This window comes from Kitasatospora sp. NPDC059648 (genome assembly GCF_042734825.1).
GTDB lineage: Bacteria > Actinomycetota > Actinomycetes > Streptomycetales > Streptomycetaceae > Kitasatospora.
Window position 1 is genome coordinate 131,195 of the sequence record NZ_JBHWDU010000007.1, and the last position, 15,744, is coordinate 146,938.

General features: G+C 73.1%; 15 protein-coding genes. 6 read left to right on the forward strand and 9 right to left on the reverse strand.

The genetic code is table 11. From position 1 onward, the window contains the following. Positions 1–46 precede the first annotated feature (46 nt). The gene (locus ACFV1W_RS07230; RefSeq protein WP_380413974.1) at positions 47–1,012 is read left to right on the forward strand and encodes an IS30 family transposase; all 966 of its coding nucleotides are present in this window, start codon (positions 47–49) and stop codon (positions 1,010–1,012) included. Between the two features lie 92 nt (positions 1,013–1,104). On the opposite strand, the gene ACFV1W_RS07235 is transcribed toward ACFV1W_RS07230, so the two are convergent. The 3 genes from ACFV1W_RS07235 to ACFV1W_RS07245 form a co-directional block, all read right to left on the reverse strand. Continuing rightward, positions 1,105–1,788, reverse strand: a complete 684-nt coding sequence (locus tag ACFV1W_RS07235; RefSeq protein WP_380413910.1) for a hypothetical protein — start codon at positions 1,786–1,788, stop codon at positions 1,105–1,107. 70 nt (positions 1,789–1,858) lie between these two features. Then, the gene (locus ACFV1W_RS07240) at positions 1,859–2,497 is read right to left on the reverse strand and encodes a YdcF family protein (protein WP_380413912.1); all 639 of its coding nucleotides are present in this window, start codon (positions 2,495–2,497) and stop codon (positions 1,859–1,861) included. Between the two features lie 124 nt (positions 2,498–2,621). Next, the gene (locus ACFV1W_RS07245; protein ID WP_380413976.1) at positions 2,622–3,629 is read right to left on the reverse strand and encodes a cytochrome c oxidase assembly protein; all 1,008 of its coding nucleotides are present in this window, start codon (positions 3,627–3,629) and stop codon (positions 2,622–2,624) included. Positions 3,630–3,896: 267 nt separating this feature from the next. Between ACFV1W_RS07245 and ACFV1W_RS07250 the strand changes: the two genes are divergently transcribed. Continuing rightward, on the forward strand, positions 3,897–4,853 hold the full coding sequence (locus ACFV1W_RS07250) for an NAD-dependent epimerase/dehydratase family protein (RefSeq protein WP_380413914.1): 957 nt from the start codon (positions 3,897–3,899) through the stop codon (positions 4,851–4,853). 134 nt (positions 4,854–4,987) lie between these two features. Here ACFV1W_RS07250 and ACFV1W_RS07255 read toward each other — a convergent pair whose 3' ends face one another. Beyond that, entirely contained in the window at positions 4,988–6,205 is a 1,218-nt protein-coding gene (locus ACFV1W_RS07255; RefSeq protein WP_380413916.1) for an RNA polymerase sigma factor, read from the reverse strand. Further along, positions 6,202–6,573 carry a YciI family protein gene (locus ACFV1W_RS07260; RefSeq protein ID WP_380413917.1) on the reverse strand — a complete coding sequence of 124 codons (372 nt, stop codon included), beginning with the start codon at positions 6,571–6,573 and terminating at the stop codon, positions 6,202–6,204. Before ACFV1W_RS07260 ends, ACFV1W_RS07255 begins: the two co-directional genes overlap by 4 nt. Positions 6,574–6,797: 224 nt before the next feature. On the opposite strand from ACFV1W_RS07260, the gene ACFV1W_RS07265 reads away from it, so the two are divergent. From ACFV1W_RS07265 to ACFV1W_RS07280, 4 genes are all read left to right on the forward strand, one after another. Beyond that, on the forward strand, positions 6,798–8,330 hold the full coding sequence (locus ACFV1W_RS07265; RefSeq protein ID WP_380413919.1) for an MFS transporter: 1,533 nt from the start codon (positions 6,798–6,800) through the stop codon (positions 8,328–8,330). Between the two features lie 70 nt (positions 8,331–8,400). Continuing rightward, on the forward strand, positions 8,401–9,144 hold the full coding sequence (locus tag ACFV1W_RS07270; protein ID WP_380413921.1) for a 3-oxoacyl-ACP reductase family protein: 744 nt from the start codon (positions 8,401–8,403) through the stop codon (positions 9,142–9,144). A gap of 159 nt (positions 9,145–9,303) precedes the next feature. Next, positions 9,304–10,206 (forward strand): UTP--glucose-1-phosphate uridylyltransferase, encoded by a 903-nt coding sequence (locus tag ACFV1W_RS07275; protein WP_380413923.1) that lies wholly within the window; start codon positions 9,304–9,306, stop codon positions 10,204–10,206. Positions 10,207–10,295: 89 nt separating this feature from the next. Next, positions 10,296–10,673, forward strand: coding sequence for a nuclear transport factor 2 family protein (locus ACFV1W_RS07280; RefSeq protein WP_380413924.1), 378 nt, complete (start codon positions 10,296–10,298; stop codon positions 10,671–10,673). Between the two features lie 230 nt (positions 10,674–10,903). Here ACFV1W_RS07280 and ACFV1W_RS07285 read toward each other — a convergent pair whose 3' ends face one another. From ACFV1W_RS07285 to ACFV1W_RS07300, 4 genes are all read right to left on the reverse strand, one after another. Beyond that, positions 10,904–11,899 carry a 2-hydroxyacid dehydrogenase gene (locus ACFV1W_RS07285; RefSeq protein WP_380413926.1) on the reverse strand — a complete coding sequence of 332 codons (996 nt, stop codon included), beginning with the start codon at positions 11,897–11,899 and terminating at the stop codon, positions 10,904–10,906. 148 nt (positions 11,900–12,047) lie between these two features. Next, positions 12,048–13,073, reverse strand: coding sequence for a 6-phosphofructokinase (locus ACFV1W_RS07290; protein ID WP_380413927.1), 1,026 nt, complete (start codon positions 13,071–13,073; stop codon positions 12,048–12,050). A 409-nt stretch (positions 13,074–13,482) separates the two neighbouring features. Beyond that, complete coding sequence (locus ACFV1W_RS07295; RefSeq protein ID WP_380413929.1) at positions 13,483–14,211, reverse strand: type 1 glutamine amidotransferase; 729 nt, start codon at positions 14,209–14,211, stop codon at positions 13,483–13,485. Positions 14,212–14,257: 46 nt separating this feature from the next. Beyond that, on the reverse strand, positions 14,258–15,520 hold the full coding sequence (locus ACFV1W_RS07300) for a MurT ligase domain-containing protein (RefSeq protein ID WP_380413930.1): 1,263 nt from the start codon (positions 15,518–15,520) through the stop codon (positions 14,258–14,260). Positions 15,521–15,744 lie beyond the last annotated feature (224 nt).

The window sequence follows — 15,744 nt, forward strand, 5'->3', positions numbered from 1 at the left end:
CGGGTTGCGGGAGCGTTTCGTTGCGCGGCTGGATGTCGTGGGGAACGTGACCGTGGTGGCGCGTGAGCTGGGGGTGAACCGGAATACCGCTTTCGGCTGGGCCAGGAAGGCCGGGCGGCGTTCGGAGCGCGTGCCGCGCAGGCATCCTGGGCGGGACGAGTACGAGCGGCTGCGGGCCGGGGGCGTCGCGCGCCGGGCGGCCGCCGCGCGCAGGCCCCGCCCCAAGGAACGCAAACTGCTGCGTGAAGGCCGACTGCGCCGGTTCGTCCAGGACCAACTGCGCAGGCGGTGGTCACCGGAGCAGATCTGCAACGCTCTACGCAAGGAGTATCCCGACGACGAGAGCATGCGGGTGAGCGTGGAGACGATCTACCAGGCGCTGTACTTCCAGGCCCGCGGCGGCCTGGAACGGGAAGTCCAGGCCGCCGTCCGTTCCGGCCGGACCCGTCGCAAGCCACGCCGGGACCCTGAACGGCGCACGCCCCGGTTCATCGACCCGATGGTGATGATCAGCGATCGCCCCGCCGACATCGAGGACCGGGCCGTGCCCGGTCACTGGGAAGGCGACCTCATCATCGGCGCGGGCGGCCGTTCCGCGATCGCCACCCTGGTCGAGCGCAGCACCCGCTACACCATACTGGTCCACCTGCCGGGCGGAGCCCACGACGCCGAGACCGTCCGCGACGGCCTCGTCACCACGATCCAGGCCCTGCCCGCCCACCTGCGCGGCTCCCTCACCTGGGACCAGGGCAGCGAAATGGCACGCCACAAGCAGTTCAGCATGGCCACCGGTATGCCCGTCTACTTCTGCGATCCGGCCTCGCCCTGGCAGCGCGGCTCGAACGAGAACACGAACGGACTGCTCCGGCAGTACTTCCCCAAGGGCACCGATCTGAGCGTCCACAGCCCCGAGGACCTCGAACACGTCGCCCAGGAACTCAACGGCCGCCCACGCAAGACGCTCGACTGGGATACCCCAGCCGAGCGTCTACGTGATCTACTCACCACCTAAAACCAAGTGGTGTTGCGACGACCCCTGAAATCCAAGCCCCGCGAGTGGGGCCGTCCCGCGTGTCGCACGGGCCCCGCGTACGGCCCCGGGTGTCAGGCCGCGTCGCGGACCTCCCGGGCGGGGCGGTGGAACAGCCGGGATTCGTGCAGCAGGAGGACCGTGCCGAGGCCGAAGACCACGGCGGGCACGGCGACGATGACGGTCAGGAGGACCTTGACGGCGATGCCGAAGGCGTCGTGGTCGGAGAGCTCCCCGGTCGACGGGTCCGTCCACATCCTGGTCCGGTAGCCGTCGCGGTGGTCCTCGTCGGTGGTGCGGACCTGCTCCCAGTCCCGGCCCCCGGCCGTCCACGAGTAGGTGCAGGTGTGGACGTCGCTGGTGACCGGGTAGTTGTCGACGGTGTCCGTCCGGTAGCCCGAGTGGCGGCAGCCGTTGAGGGTGACGGTCACCGACTGCTCGGTGCGCAGCCACCGGCGGACGTCCTGGGCGTCCGTGGTGGCCAGCGCGGTGTCGAGGACGGCCGGGACCGCGAAGAACAGGAACAGCACCAGGCCCGTGCCCGCCTCGGCCCAGCCCAGCGCCGGTACCAGGCCGAGCAGACCCACCACCAGCGCCGGGCCGACGACCCAGAGGCGCGCGCCGAGCCAGGCCGGGTCGTCCAACGCCCAGTCCAGGGCGGCCTGGCCGGCCACCACCACGGCCGTCGCGAAGGCCGACGCGCTGATCGCGCCACCGATCCGCTGGAGTGGGCTCCAGCCGTTCTCCGATCCCGCCACGCCCGCCCCCTGCGCACTCGGTCCTCGTTCCTCATACTGACCGACCGGGCGGCGTGATCCCATGGCCCGTTCAGGCCAGGCCCAGCACCACGCCGGTGCCGGTCAGCAGCAGGAGCGCGGCACCGTTGGCGCGCGGCAGCGCGAGGGCCGTGCCGACCGCCTCGCGCAGCAGCTGGTAGGGGCCGTGCGCGAGCGGCCCGTCCGCGCCGAGCACCCGGCCGGGGGCGCCGGCCCGGCGGGCGGCGAGGGCGGAGCGGACGGTGTGGAAGCCGCTCGTGACGACGGTGCAGCGGTAGCCGGGGCGCTCGGCGGCCATCAGGGCGGCGCCGAAGCGCAGGTTCTCGGCGGTGTTCACGGCCCGCTCCTCGCGCCGGATCCGCTCGGCCGGGACGCCCCGGGAGATCAGGTAGCGGGCCATCGCGCCGGCCTCGGTGCACTGCTCGTGCGGGCCCTTGCCGCCGGTCACCAGCAGCAGCGGGGCGTGCCCGGCGGCCTCCTCGGCGGCGAGGCGGTCCAGCGCGGCGTCCAGCCGGGCCGCCAGGGTCGGCGCGGGCACGCAGCCGTCCAGCGCTGCGCCCAGGACCACCAGGTAGTCGGCGCCGAGCGGAACCGGACGGCGGCGCTGGTGCAGCGCGCAGGCGAGGAAGCCGAGCAACCAGAGCAGGACGTACCCGCCGAGCAGGGCGGCGGGTGGGAGCAGGGCGCGCATATCCGTCGAACGCGGCCGGTGGCGGCACCGTTCCGGGGCGCGGGAGGAGGGCGGTACGACGGAGCCCACGTCCGCGGGGAGGACGTGGGCTCCAGGGGTTCCGGGGCGCTCCGGGCAGTGGGGCTCAGCCGGCGTCCGCCGCCGGGGTGGTGGGCGCGGCAGGGGAGGCGGGGGCCGCCGGGCGCCGGCCGCCGCCCTTGTGGAGCGAGGCCAGGTAGGCGTTGTACGCCTCCAGCTCGGCGTCACCGCTGCGGTCCTCGGCGCGGTCGCGGCGGCGGGCCTGCCGCTGCTCGGAGCCCATCCACTGGTAGACCAGCGCGATCAGCACGAGTGCGGTCGGGATCTCGCCGAATGCCCAGGTGATGCCGCCGGCCAGCTTCTGGTCCTCCAGCAGGTCCGTCCCGGGCGGTGCGGCCTGGACGGTGAAGGTGGAGACCAGCGGGTGGCTGGCCATCATCACCGCCACGCCGAAGAAGGCGTGGAACGGCATCCCCATGAACAGCTCGATGATCCGCATCACGTGCCCGGGGCGGTGCGGGCCCGGGTCCACGCCCATGATCGGCCAGAAGAAGGTCAGACCCGTCATGAGGAAGTGGACCATCATGAAGATGTGCCCGAGGCGGTACTGCATCAGGAAGTCGAACGCCGGGGTGAAGTAGACCCCGTACAGGCTCGCGATGAACATCGGGATGGTGAACGCCGGGTGCGAGATCACCCGGACGTACCGGCTGTGCAGCAGCGCCACCAGCAGCTCGCGCGGCCCGCGCGGCCGCCCCTTGCCCGCCGGGCGCAGGGCGCGCAGGGCGAGGGTGATCGGCGCGCCGAGCAGCAGCAGGATCGGCGTCAGCATGGACAGCACCATGTGCTGGATCATGTGCGCGCTGAACAGCACCATGCCGTAGTCGTTCAGCCCGCTGCAGGTGACCAGCAGCATGCTGGCGACGCCCGCGACCCAGCCGACGACCCGGCCGATCGGCCAGCGGTCGCCGCGCCGGTACAGCCGGACCACGCCGACCAGGTACAGCGCCAGCGCGACCAGGCCGCCGAGCAGGAACACCCAGTCCGGGGACCAGGTCCACACGTGGGAGAGGCTGAACGGGCCTAGTCGGGTCATCCCGCCGTGGTGGTGCATTCCTGACATTCCGTCGCCCATCGGCGGGTCCTGCTTTCCGTCCTCGTGGTCCCCGCTGGGGGTCCGGTTCGCCCGTTTTGCTTGGCATACAGCCTAGGTGGGCCTTACCTCGGCCGTACCGCCGCCCCCTCCCGTACGGGCTCGGCGCGAGCTCAGTACGGGCTCCGTGCGGGCCCCGTACGAGCGGCTCCCGGCGGCTCCGGGCGGCTCTCCAGCGTGCGGCGTCGTGGCTAGACTGACCGGCCGGTCGGCAGGGAGGAGTCAGCCATGGCGGCGTCGCAGCGGCCCGGGGCACGGACCACGGTCGCACTCACCGGGGCGACCGGCTTCATCGGCTCGGCCGTACGGGCGGCCCTCGCGGCGCGCGGCGTCCCGGTGCGGGCGCTGGTGCGCGGGGAGCCCGTCGCGGACGGGCACACCGCCTGGGTGCGCGGCGACCTCGCCGACCGGGCGGCGCTGGCCGAGCTGTGCGCGGACGCCGGGGTGCTGCTCCACCTGGCCTCGCGGGTCGGCGGCGGCGCCGAGGAGTGCGCGGCGGTCAACGACCGGGGCGCGGCGGCGGTGATGGCGGCGGCCGGCCGGGCCGGGATCGGCCGGATCGTCCACCTGTCGACGACGGCGGTGTACGGCGAGGGCCCGCACGCGGGCATCGGCGTCGACGAGGTGCCCGCCGCGCCGCTGTCCGAGGCCAGCCGCACCAGGCTGCTTGGTGAGGGCCACGCCCTGGCGGCGGGTGCGCTGGTGCTGCGCCCCGCGCTGGTCACCGGGACGGGCGACCGCTGGGTGGTGCCCGGCCTGGCCGAGTTGGCCCGGCGGGTACCGGCGCGATGGGCTGGCGGTGACGTCCGGATCTCCCTGGTGGACCGCACGGACCTGGCCCGGCTGATCACCGCGCTCGCGCTGGACGTGCCGGCCCCGGTGGCGGGCGTCCACCACGCGGCCCACCCGGAGCCGGTCCGCAGCGGCGACCTGCTCGACGCCTTGGCCGGGCTCGGCCTGCTGCCCGCCCTGGACGGCCCTGCGCTGTCCTGGGACGAGTGCCGCCGACTGCTCGCGACGACGCCGGGGCGGGTCTCCGAGCGCCAGCTGGCGATGATCGCCCGGGACCACTGGTACCGCAGCGGCGAGGTCTGGCGGCTGGCCGCCTGCCCGCCCGGTCCGGGGCCGCTGGCCCGCCTGGCGGAGGCGGCGCCCTGGTACCGGGCGGTGCTCGGGGCGGGCTGAGCCGGGCCGAACTACGTCCGTAGTGGCGACGGCTGCAGTTACTGCACCTGTAGTTGCCGCGTCTTGTAGTTACGACGGCTGTAGTGACCAGCCCCGACCCTTAGTTACTGCACCCGTAGTTACGACGCCTGTAGTTACGACGCCTGTAGTCGGCGGGCCCGCGCCTCCAGGAACCGTTGCTCGGCGAGGCTCGCCGTGGCCTTCGCGGCGCGGCGGTAGTGGTCGTACGCGCCCGCCCGGTCACCGGCCCGCTCCAGCAGGTGCGCCCGGACGGAGAGCAGCCGGTGGTGGCCGGCCATCCGCCGGTCCCCGTCCAGGGCGGCGAGCAGGGCGAGCCCGGCCTCAGGGCCGTCGCGCTCGGCGAGGGAGACCGCCCGGTTGAGGGTGACCATCGGGTTGGGGGCGATCCGCTCCAGGATCAGGTAGAGGGCGTGCACCTGCGCCCAGTCGGTCTCCTCGGCGGTGGCGGCGTCGGCGTGGGTGGCGGCGATGGCGGCCTGGAGCTGGTACGGGCCCAGCTCGGGGCCGCCCAGGGCGGCCTTGGCCAGCACGGTGCCCTCGTCGAGCAGGCCGCGGTCCCAGGTACGGCGGTCCTGCTCGCCCAGCGGCACCAGGTCGCCCGCTGCCGTCGTCCGGGCCGCCCGGCGGGCGTGGGTGAGCAGCATCAGGGCGAGCAGCCCGGTCACCTCGCCGTCCTCGGGCAGTTGGGCGTGCACCATACGGGCCAGCCGGATCGCCTCCTGGGCGAGGTCGGCGCGGTGCAGTTCGCTGCCCGAGGAAGCCGTGTAGCCCTCGTTGAAGATCAGGTAGAGCACGTGCAGGACGACCCGGAGCCGCTCCTCCCGCTCGCCGCCCTCGGGCAGGGGGAAGGAGCTGCCGGCCGCCCGGATCCGCTGCTTGGCCCGGCTGATCCGGGCCGCCATGGTGGCCTCCGGCACCAGGAACGCCCGGGCGATCTCGGCGGTGGTGAGCCCGCCGACCGCGCGCAGGGTGAGCGCGGTCTGGGAGGCGGCGGTCAGCGACGGGTGGCAGCACAGGAAGAGCAGCAGCAGGGTGTCGTCGGTGTCCGGCACGTCCTCGGGCACCACCTCGGCGGCCGTGGTCGCGCTCTCGCGCTCGCGGCGGGCGTGATCGCTGCGCATCTGGTCGACCAGCCGCCGGGCGGCGACCGTGACCAGCCAGCCGCGCGGGTTGTCCGGCACGCCCTCCCGGGGCCACTGCACGCTCGCGGCGAGGACGGCCTCCTGCACGGCGTCCTCGCAGCCCTCGAATCGGCCGTACCGTCGTACCAAGGTGCCGAGGACCTGCGGCGTGAGGTCACGCAGCAGGCCCTCGAAGTCCGGTGCTGTCATGCCTCCAAGTGTCCGTCGGAGAACATCACCTGGCGCACCTCGACGCCCAGCCCCTCGATCGCGGCGTCCGGGATCTGCGCGGCGAGCTCGATCGCCCGCTCCTTGTCCTCGCAGTCGACCAGGTAGAAGCCGCCCAGGAACTCCTTGGCCTCCAGGAACGGGCCGTCGGTGACCGCCGGCTGGCCGTCGCGCACCCTGACCACGGCGGCCTGGGACGGGTCGACCAGCGCCTGGGTGACGATCAGTTCGCCGGAGGACTTCAGCGCTTCGATGAACCTCCCGTGCCCGGCACCGATCGCCGCCTTCTCCTCGTCGGTCAGGGCGTCCAGCACGGCCGGGTTGATGTGCAGGCTGATCAGGAACTTCATGGCGTACTCCTCGTGGTGATCGGGGCCCCGTCCGGGCCCCTCGACCGTACGGTCGGAGCCGGCTCCGCCGTCTTGACGTCCCCGCCGGAGAAATCTCCCACGGCTTCACTCCCGTCGCACCGTTCACCGCGGTGCAGAACCCGGTGCCTGGAACCCGGCGTCAAGGAACCGGCGGCCGCTCCGACCACCCGGCGGAAGGTTTCCGAGGCGGAGGAGTCGCCGAGATGAGAATGGACCGGGCGCGGCTGGGGCTGGCCCTGCTGATGCTGCCGACCCTGCTGGTCGCGATGGACATGACGGCGCTGCTGCTCGCCCTGCCGAGACTGAGCGCCGACCTGGGCGCCTCCGGCGTCCAGCAGCTGTGGATCAGCGACGGCTACGGGCTGATGGTGGCCGGGCTGGTCATCACCATGGGCACGCTGGGCGACCGGATCGGCCGCCGGCGCCTGCTGCTCAGCGGCGCGGCGGCCTTCGGGCTGCTGTCGGTGGTCGCCGCCTTCGCGGTCGACCCGCTGATGCTGATCGTCGTACGGGCCCTGCTGGGCGTCGCCGGGGCGACGCTGGCGCCGTCCACGCTCGCGCTGATCACCAACATGTTCCGGGACGAGCGCGAACGCGGACGGGCCGTCGCGGTCTGGGCGACCTGCCAGTTCGCGGGCGGGGCGCTGGGCCCGGTGCTGGCCGGGTTCCTGCTCCAGCACTTCTGGTGGGGGTCGGTGTTCCTGGCCGCCGTCCCGGCCATGGCGCTGCTGCTGGCGGCCGGGCCGGTCGTGCTGCCGGAGTCCCGCGGCGGGACGGCCGGGCGGTTGGACCCGGCCGGGGTCGGGCTGTCGCTGGCGGCGGTGCTGCTGACGCTGTACGGCATCAAGCAGCTGCCGGCCGGGGGCGCGCCACTGGTCCCGGCGGCGGCCCTGGTGGCGGGCACCGGCATCGGGTACGTCTTCGTCCGGCGGCAACTGCGCTCGGAGCGGCCGCTGTTGGACCTGCGCCTGCTGCGCGGCCGCCCGTTCACGGCCGTGCTGGTCTCGTTGGTGCTGGCCGGGGCCGCGATGGCCGGCACCGGCCTGCTGGTGACCCAGTACCTGCAGAGCGTGCTGGGCCACTCGCCGTTCGCCTCGGCCGTGCTGTTCGCCCCGATGGGCCTGGCGGTGGCGGCCGGCACCATGGCCGCGCCGCGGCTGGCCGGCCGGATGGAGCGGACCACCGCGATCGCGGGCGGGCTGGCGCTGTCCGCGCTGGGGGCCCTGCTGCTGGTCGCCGCGGACCAGGACGCGGGCTCGCTGCCGTTGGTGATGACCGGCATCGCGGTGCTGGCGCTGGGCACCGGGCCGCTGTTCGCCCTGGGTACCGGGCTGGTCCTCGGCTCGGTGCCGCCGGAGCGGGCGGGGTCGGCGGCCTCGATGTCGGAGACCGGCAACTACTTCGGCGGCTCGCTCGGCTTCGCCCTGCTGGGCACCGTCGCGTCGGCGGTCTACCGCGGCCGCACCGGCGGCGGCTCCGACTCGCTGGCGGGAGCGGTCGAGGCGGCCCGGCACCTGCCGTCCGGGCCGGGCGCCGAACTGCTGAACGGCGCCCGCTCGGCGTTCACGGCGGCGCTGCACGTCAACGGGCTGATCGCGGCCGCGCTGTTCGCCGCGCTGGCCGTACTGACGGTGGCGATGCGCCCGGCGAAGGGCACGGACCCGGAGGAGGAGGAGCCGGGCGATGAACCGGGAGAGGAGCCGGGTAGGAAGGCGCCCGCGTACGAGAGGGCTTGAACCTGCCACCTGTGTCAGGTCCTACCTTCGAGAGGCGACGAACGCGGCATCCACTGAAGGGGGAAGAACGATGAGCAGCGACCTGACCGGCAAGGTGGCCCTGGTGACCGGCGGCAGCCGGGGGATCGGCGCAGCGGTGGCCAAGCGACTGGCGGCCGAGGGGGCGGCGGTGGCGCTCACCTACGTCCGGGCGCAGGAGCAGGCCCTGACGGTCGTCGAGGAGATCGAGGCGGGGGGCGGCCGGGCGGTGGCGATCCGCGCCGACCTGGTCGAACCGGAGGCCGCGGCGAGTGCGGTGGAGGAGACGGTCCGGCAGCTGGGCGGGATCGACGTCCTGGTGAACAACGCGGGCTTCCGCACCTACGGCCCGCTCGACGAGGTGTCGGTCGAGGAGCTCGACCGGGTGCTCGCCGTCGACGTCCGCTCGGTGTTCCTGGCCGCCCAGGCCGCCGCCCGGCACATGGGCGACGGCGGACGGATCATCAGCATCGGCTCCTGCTTCAACGGCCGGGTCCCCGGCTCGAACTTCGTCCTCCAGGCCACGGCCAAGACCGCGCTCATCGGGCTGACCAAGGGCCTGGCCCGGGAGCTCGGCCCGCGTGGGATCACCGCCGCCGTCGTCGACCCGGGCCCGATCGACACCGACATGAACCCGGCCGACGGCGACTCCGCCGCCTTCCAGCGCTCGCTCACCGCGCTGGACCGCTTCGGCGAGGCCGGGGACATCGCCGCCGCCGTCGCCTTCCTGGCCGGCCCCGGCGGCCGCTACGTCACCGGCACCGCCCTCGCGGTGGACGGCGGCTACACGGCCTGAGCGAACGGTCCGGTCCAAACGGCCGGTGCGGGGGGGGGGGGGGTCGGCACCGTCATCCCCCCCGCGTCCACGGTGAGTGATCATGCCGTCATTCTTGGTAGCGTCGGACCCGCCGCCGCTCGACCGCGGCGCAGCACCGTCGACGTGAGAGAGCACCACATGGCCCCCAGGACGATCCGTCGAGCCGTCATCCCCGCCGCCGGGCTCGGCTCCCGCCTGCTGCCGCTGACCAAGGCCATCCCGAAGGAGATGCTGCCGGTCGGCGACAAGCCGGTGATCGAGCACACCGTGCGCGAGCTGATCGAGAGCGGCATCACCGACATCACCATCGTCGTCAACGGCGACAAGGGGCTGATCCAGGAGCACTTCCGCCCTAACCCGGTGCTGGTCGACCAGCTGCGCCGGGACGGCAAGTCGGCGTTCGCGGACGCCGTCGAGGAGGTCGGCGAGCTGTCCCGCAGGGGTCACATCAGCTACCTCTACCAGCACGGCCCGTACGGCAACGGCACCCCGGTGCTCAACGCCGCCCGGCACTTCGGGGACGAGCCCTGCCTGGTGCTGTGGCCGGACGACGTGTTCGTGGCCGAGGTGCCCCGCGCGCAGCAGCTGATCAGGGCGTACGAGCAGACCAACGCGCCGGTGCTGGCGCTGATGCCGATGACCCCCGAGGACTCCTACCGCTACGGCGTGCCGGTGGTGAAGGAGGACCTCGGGGGCGGGTCGCTGCGGATCGCCGGCCTGGTGGAGAAGCCCAAGCCGGTCGACGCCCCGTCCTCCTACGCCGCCATCGGCGGGTACGTCATCACCCCGGGCATCGTCGACGAACTGCGCGAACTCACCCGCCGCTGGCACGAGAATCCGGAGGACGAGGTCTACCTGACCGACGCCATCAACGCCTACGCGTCGCGTCGCGCCGTCTACGGGCAGGTCATCGCCGGCACCTGGTACGACACCGGCAACCCCGCCGCCTACCTGCGCGCCCAGTTCGCGGCGGCGCTCGCCAACCCCGAGTTCGGGCAAGAGCTGCGCCAACTGGCGGGCGAGCTCGCGCCGACCGAATGAGCTCCTCGTGCTGTGGCCGGGATGGTTCACCGTGACCGGAAGGCGGCCCGCGGGAGGGGCGCACGCGAAACGGCTGGTATTACTAGGGGATGCAGGAAGAGATTGCACGCTCAGCGATCGACACGTTCATCTCCGCGTTCAACGCCTCGGACGACAGCTATGTGACTGCCCTGCTCTCCCAGGCTCTGACCTCGGACGTGGTCTTCTGGGGGCCGTTGGGTCGCAGCGAAGGAATCGCGGCGGTCGAGCGGTTCGTGCTGGACATCCGGCGCCACCCGGCGGGGACCGGCACGATGGTGCGCTGCTCGGAGGTGGACATGCCTGACGAGTGGGCCCGGTACCAGTGGGTCTTCACCACGCCGGACGGAGGTCCCCGCCTGGCGGGGACGGACGTCGTCCATCTGCGGCGGAGCCTCATCGACCAGGTCATCGTCTTTGCGGGGGAGATCAAACCGTCCGCGTCCTGAGTCGTCCCTCTGTCGCTCTCCTTCTCCCGAACCTGCCCCCTTCGGCGCCCGGGGGCTGCGGTTCGCGGGTGGTCAGGCTGCTCCTTGCGACGTCGGTTGAGAGGCCTGGCCACCGGGCCTCCAGCGAGCTGCAATGGGCTGCGGCAGGGTTACGGCAGCGAGGGTGCGTTGAAGGAGGCACTCCTCGGTGGGTCCATGAACGTGTCGGGACCGTCTGGCTCCTTGCGAGGTCACGTGTGTGAGACCAGGGTGTTCTCGTTGGTGCGTCCGGCGGCGAAGTCGTCGATGTTGCGGGCGGTGGCGTCGATGATCTGGCCGACGGCGGTGCGGGTGAAGTAGGCCTGGTGGCTGGTGACCAGGACCTGGGGGAAGGTGACCAGGCGGGCGAGGATGTCGTCGGTGATGCCGTGGATGGAGCGGTCGGTGAAGAAGACGCCGGTCTCTTCTTCGTAGACGTCGAGGCCGACGCCGGACAGGCGGCCGGCGCGGAGGGTCTTGACGAGGGCGGTGCTGTCGATGAGGCCGCCGCGGCTGGAGTTGATGAGGATGGCGTCGTCCTTCATCCGGGCCAGGGCGGCGGTGTCGATGAGGTGGTGGGTGGCCGGGACGAGGGGGACGTGCAGGCTGATCAGGTCGGCGCGGGAGAGGAGCTCGGGCAAGTCGGTGTAGTGCATGCCGAGTTCGAGGCAGCCCGGGTTCTCGACGATGTCCCAGCCGAGCAGTGTGGTGCCGAAGCCGGCCGCGATCCGGGTGAAGCACTCGCCGATCTTGCCGGTGCCGACCACTCCGACGGTCATCCCGTGGACGTCCCGGCCGAGCAGCCCGTCCAGGCGGAAGTCGAACTCGCGGGTGCGGCTGGCGGCGCGGGTGAGACGGCGGTTGACGGCGAGGGCGAGGGCCCAGGCGTGCTCGGCGACGGCGTACGGGCTGTAGTAGGCGACCCGGGCGATGGTGAGGCCGAGGTGGGCGGCGGCCTCCAGGTCGATGTTGTTGAAGCCGGTGGAGCGCTGGGCGATCAGCTTGGTGCCGCCGGCGGACAGCAGGGCGAGCGTCTCGGCGTCCAGCACGGCGTTGACGCTGCTGCTGACGGCCGGGGCCCCGGCGGCGAGCGGGGCGGTGTCGCGGTTGAGGAACACGTCCAGGCAGCGCAGCTCGTGCCGGCCCGCGAAGGCCCGTTCCAGCAGCGGCCGTTCATCGGCCTGCACTCCGTACGCCAGGATCTCCACGGGCCGTCGTCCCTCCGCCGGGTGGGCTCCCGGGGCGTGCCGCCACGCGCCCCGGCCCACGCTAACCGGAGGGCGGCGGGACCGCCCGCCGGGCGTGCGGGAGCCCCCGGCCGCCCGGCCGGGGGCTCCCCCGCGGATGCGGATGCCGTCAGATGACCGTCTCGGCCTCCTGGTAGCGCTCCTGCGGGACGGTCTTCAGCTCGGCGACCGCCTCGGCCAGCGGCACCAGGTTGATGTTGGTGCCCTGCAGCGCCGTGATGTGCCCGAAGGCGCCCTTGTGGACGGCCTCGACGGCGTGCCAGCCGAAGCGGGTGGCGAGCACCCGGTCGTAGGCCGTGGGGGTGCCGCCGCGCTGGGTGTGGCCGAGGATCACCGGGCGGGCCTCCTTGCCGAGGCGGTGCTCCAGCTCGCGGGAGAGCTGGGTGGCGATCCCGGTGAAGCGCTCGTGGCCGTAGATGTCCTTGGTGCCCTCCTCCCAGTGCATGGTGCCGGGCTCGGGCTTGGCGCCCTCGGCGCAGACCACGATGGCGAACTTCTTCTGCCGGTCGAAGCGCTCGCGGACGACGGCGGTCAGCTTCTCGATGTGGAACGGGCGCTCGGGGACGACGATGGCGTGGGCGCCGGCCGCCATGCCCGCGTTCAGCGCGATCCAGCCGGTGTGCCGGCCCATGACCTCGACGACCATGACCCGCTGGTGGGATTCCGCGGTGGTCTTCAGCCGGTCCAGCGCCTCGGTGGCGACGGACACGGCGGTGTCGAAGCCGAAGGTCACGTCGGTGGCGGCGATGTCGTTGTCGATGGTCTTCGGCACGCCGACGATCGGCAGGCCCGCGTCGCTCATCAGCTTGGCGGCCTTCAGCGTGCCCTCGCCGCCGATCGGGATCACCGCGTCCAGGCCGAGGTCCGAGCAGTACTTCTTGGCCCGCTCGACGCCGTCGCGCAGGTGGCTCGGCTGCACCCGGGAGGAACCGAGGATGGTGCCGCCCTGGGCGAGGATGCCGCCCACCGAGTCCAGGGTCAGGGGGCGGTGGTGCCCTTCCAGGAAACCGCGCCAACCGTCCTCGAACCCGATGATCTCGTCGCCGTGGTCGACCACCCCCCGGTGCACCACGGAACGGATCACCGCGTTCAGGCCGGGGCAGTCACCGCCGCTGGTCAGCACTCCGATACGCATTAGCTTTGCAACTCCCGAGCAGAACCGAGGAACGGCCGGACCACAGGCTGGGACGACGAGCCGACACCGTAACGAGGCGCCCCCACACCGGGATGGCGGGGAGGTGGCCGCGGGGTGAAGGACCGGCCGATCCGGACAGAAGGCCCGGAAACGGCCGTGAAGTCGAGCATACGGCCCCTGGTCCGGCCGGGCAGGAGCCGACGCGGGAGCGGCGCCGTCGGCGCCCCCGCGCGGAAGTGAAGCCTGCTGCCGAGGAGGGTGTGCAGCCGGCAGCCCCATTGTCGTACGTCCGGGGCCGCCCGCGGGCCGGGTGACCGCATCGCGGGCACCCGGGCGGGGCGTGCGGGCGTACGACGCGGGGTGCGTCGTTGGGTACTACTTCGGTACTACCGCGTACGACCGCCCGGTACTACGCGGGGCGCGTCGTGGCGGCGATGCGCTCGGCGCGCAGCGCGTCGTACCAGGTGGTGTCGGCCGGCGGCAGGGCGTTGACGTCCAGCGCCAGCCGGATCAGCATGTCGGCGACGGCAGGATTGCGGGCCAGCACCGGGCCGTGCATGTAGGTGCCGAAGACGGTGTCCCGCCAGGCGCCCTCGGTGCCGTCACCGGTGCCGTTGCCCCGGCCGACGGTGACGGTCGCGAACGGCTGGACGCCCTGGCCGAGGTGGGTGACGCCCTGGTGGTTCTCGAAGCCGGTCAGCTGCGGCAGGCCGAGGCGCGGGTCGATGTCGGCCAGCACGTCGCCGACGCAGCGGGCGCCCTCGCCGCGGGTGGTCCAGACGTCCAGCAGGCCCAGGCCCTGCTCGCGCTCGCCGAGGTCGTTGACGAACTCGTGGCCCATGATCTGGAAACCGGCGCAGACGCCGAAGATGATGGCGCCGTTCTCGGCGGCCCGCACCAGGCCGCTGTCGGCGCGCAGCCGCTCGGCGGCCAGCCGCTGCGGACGGTCCTCGCCGCCGCCGATCAGGTAGATGTCCCCGCTGGTGGGGACCGCCTGGTCGGACCGGACGTCGATCCGGGTCACGTTGAGGTGGCGCTGGCGGGCCCGGCGCTCCACGACCAGGGCGTTGCCCCGGTCGCCGTAGGTGCTGAGCAGGTCCGGGTAGACCCAGACCACGCGCAGGCTGCTCTCACTCATCCTCGAAGGCCTTCCGTCACGAAAAGACTGGTGTGCGGGCGCGGCATCAGCCGGCCACGACCTTCCGCAGCTGCTGGAAGGCGGTGTAGTTGGCGATGGCCTCGATCCGGCCGGGCGGGGCCATCCGGACGGCCTGCTCCAGGGTGTCCACCACGTGGAACTGCAGCCCGGCGACCTCCAGGCGGACGGCCAGGTCCAGCTTGCGCTGGCCCATCACGAAGACCGGGTGCCCGGCGAGGCGCTCGTAGTCGACGTCCCACAGCCAGGAGGTGTCGGTGCCGTCGGCGTCGAGGGCGTTGACCGAGAGCAGGACCGGCGCCGGCGGGCCGTCGATCAGCGAGAAGGTCTCCAGCCAGCCGGCCGGGTTCTTCGCGAGCAGCAGCCGGATGTCCCGGCCCTGGTACTGGACCACGTCGTAGCGGCCGGCCACGGCGGTCACCGAGCGCATCCGCTCCAGCGCGACCTGCGGGGAGACGCCGAACACGGCGGCGACGGCGGCCGAGCTGGTGGCGTTGGCCAGGTTGGCCCGGCCGGGCAGCTGCAGCTGGATCGGCCAGGCGCCGCGCTGCGGATCGATCACGTGGGTGCCCTGGAGCGCCCAGTGCGGGTTGGGACGCCGGAAGCCGCACTCCTGGCAGAACCAGTCGTCGCCCGGGCGCTGCATCACACCGCCGCACGCGGGGCAGGACCAGGCGTCCTCCTTCCAGGCCTGTCCGGCGGCCACCCAGACCACCTTCTTGCAGGAGGAGGCCGCCCAGGTCACCAGCGGGTCGTCGGCGTTGGCGATGACCACGGCCTCGGTGTCCTGGAGGCCCTCGCGCCACTTCTCCGCCATCATGCGGGTCTCGGCGGCGCGGTCGAGCTGGTCACGGGAGAGGTTGAGCAGGGCGATCGCCTTGGGGTGGGTGTCGCGGGCGACCGTCGCCAGGTACTTCTCGTCGACCTCGATCACGCCGAAGCGGGCGTCCGTGCCACCGGCCAGCGCGGAGGTGATGCCGGCCGGCATGTTGGCGCCCAGGGCGTTGGAGACCACCGGGCCGGCGGCGCGCAGCGCCTCGGCGATCAGGCGGGTGGTGGTGGTCTTGCCGTTGGTCGCGCTGACCAGGACGACGTCGAGGTGGTCGGCGAGGGTGGCGAGCAGATCGGGGTCGAGCCTGAGGGCGACCTTGCCGCCGATCACCGAGCCGCTTCCGCGACCGGCCTTACGGGACACGGCGGCGGCGACCTTGCCGGCCGTGACCGCGATCTTGGCGCGGGCCGGCAGCGAGGCGTCGCGTGCGCCTGTGGGCTCCGATTCGGTGCCTGCCATGCTCAGTGGTTCCTCCTTGCTGCGGCACCGCCCGTTGGCCGGATAACGGGCCGTCGGGCGGCGGGGACGGGGTCAGCCTACCGACTCCGTCGCCCGACCGGACGATCCGGACCCCGCGTCGCCTGCTGCGACGCGGCCGCGGGCTCCGCTGACGTACCGTCAAGAACGGCGGTGTACGGAGGGACCTTCGTTTCCCCGGGGACGCTCCGCCGCCGGTCCCGGGT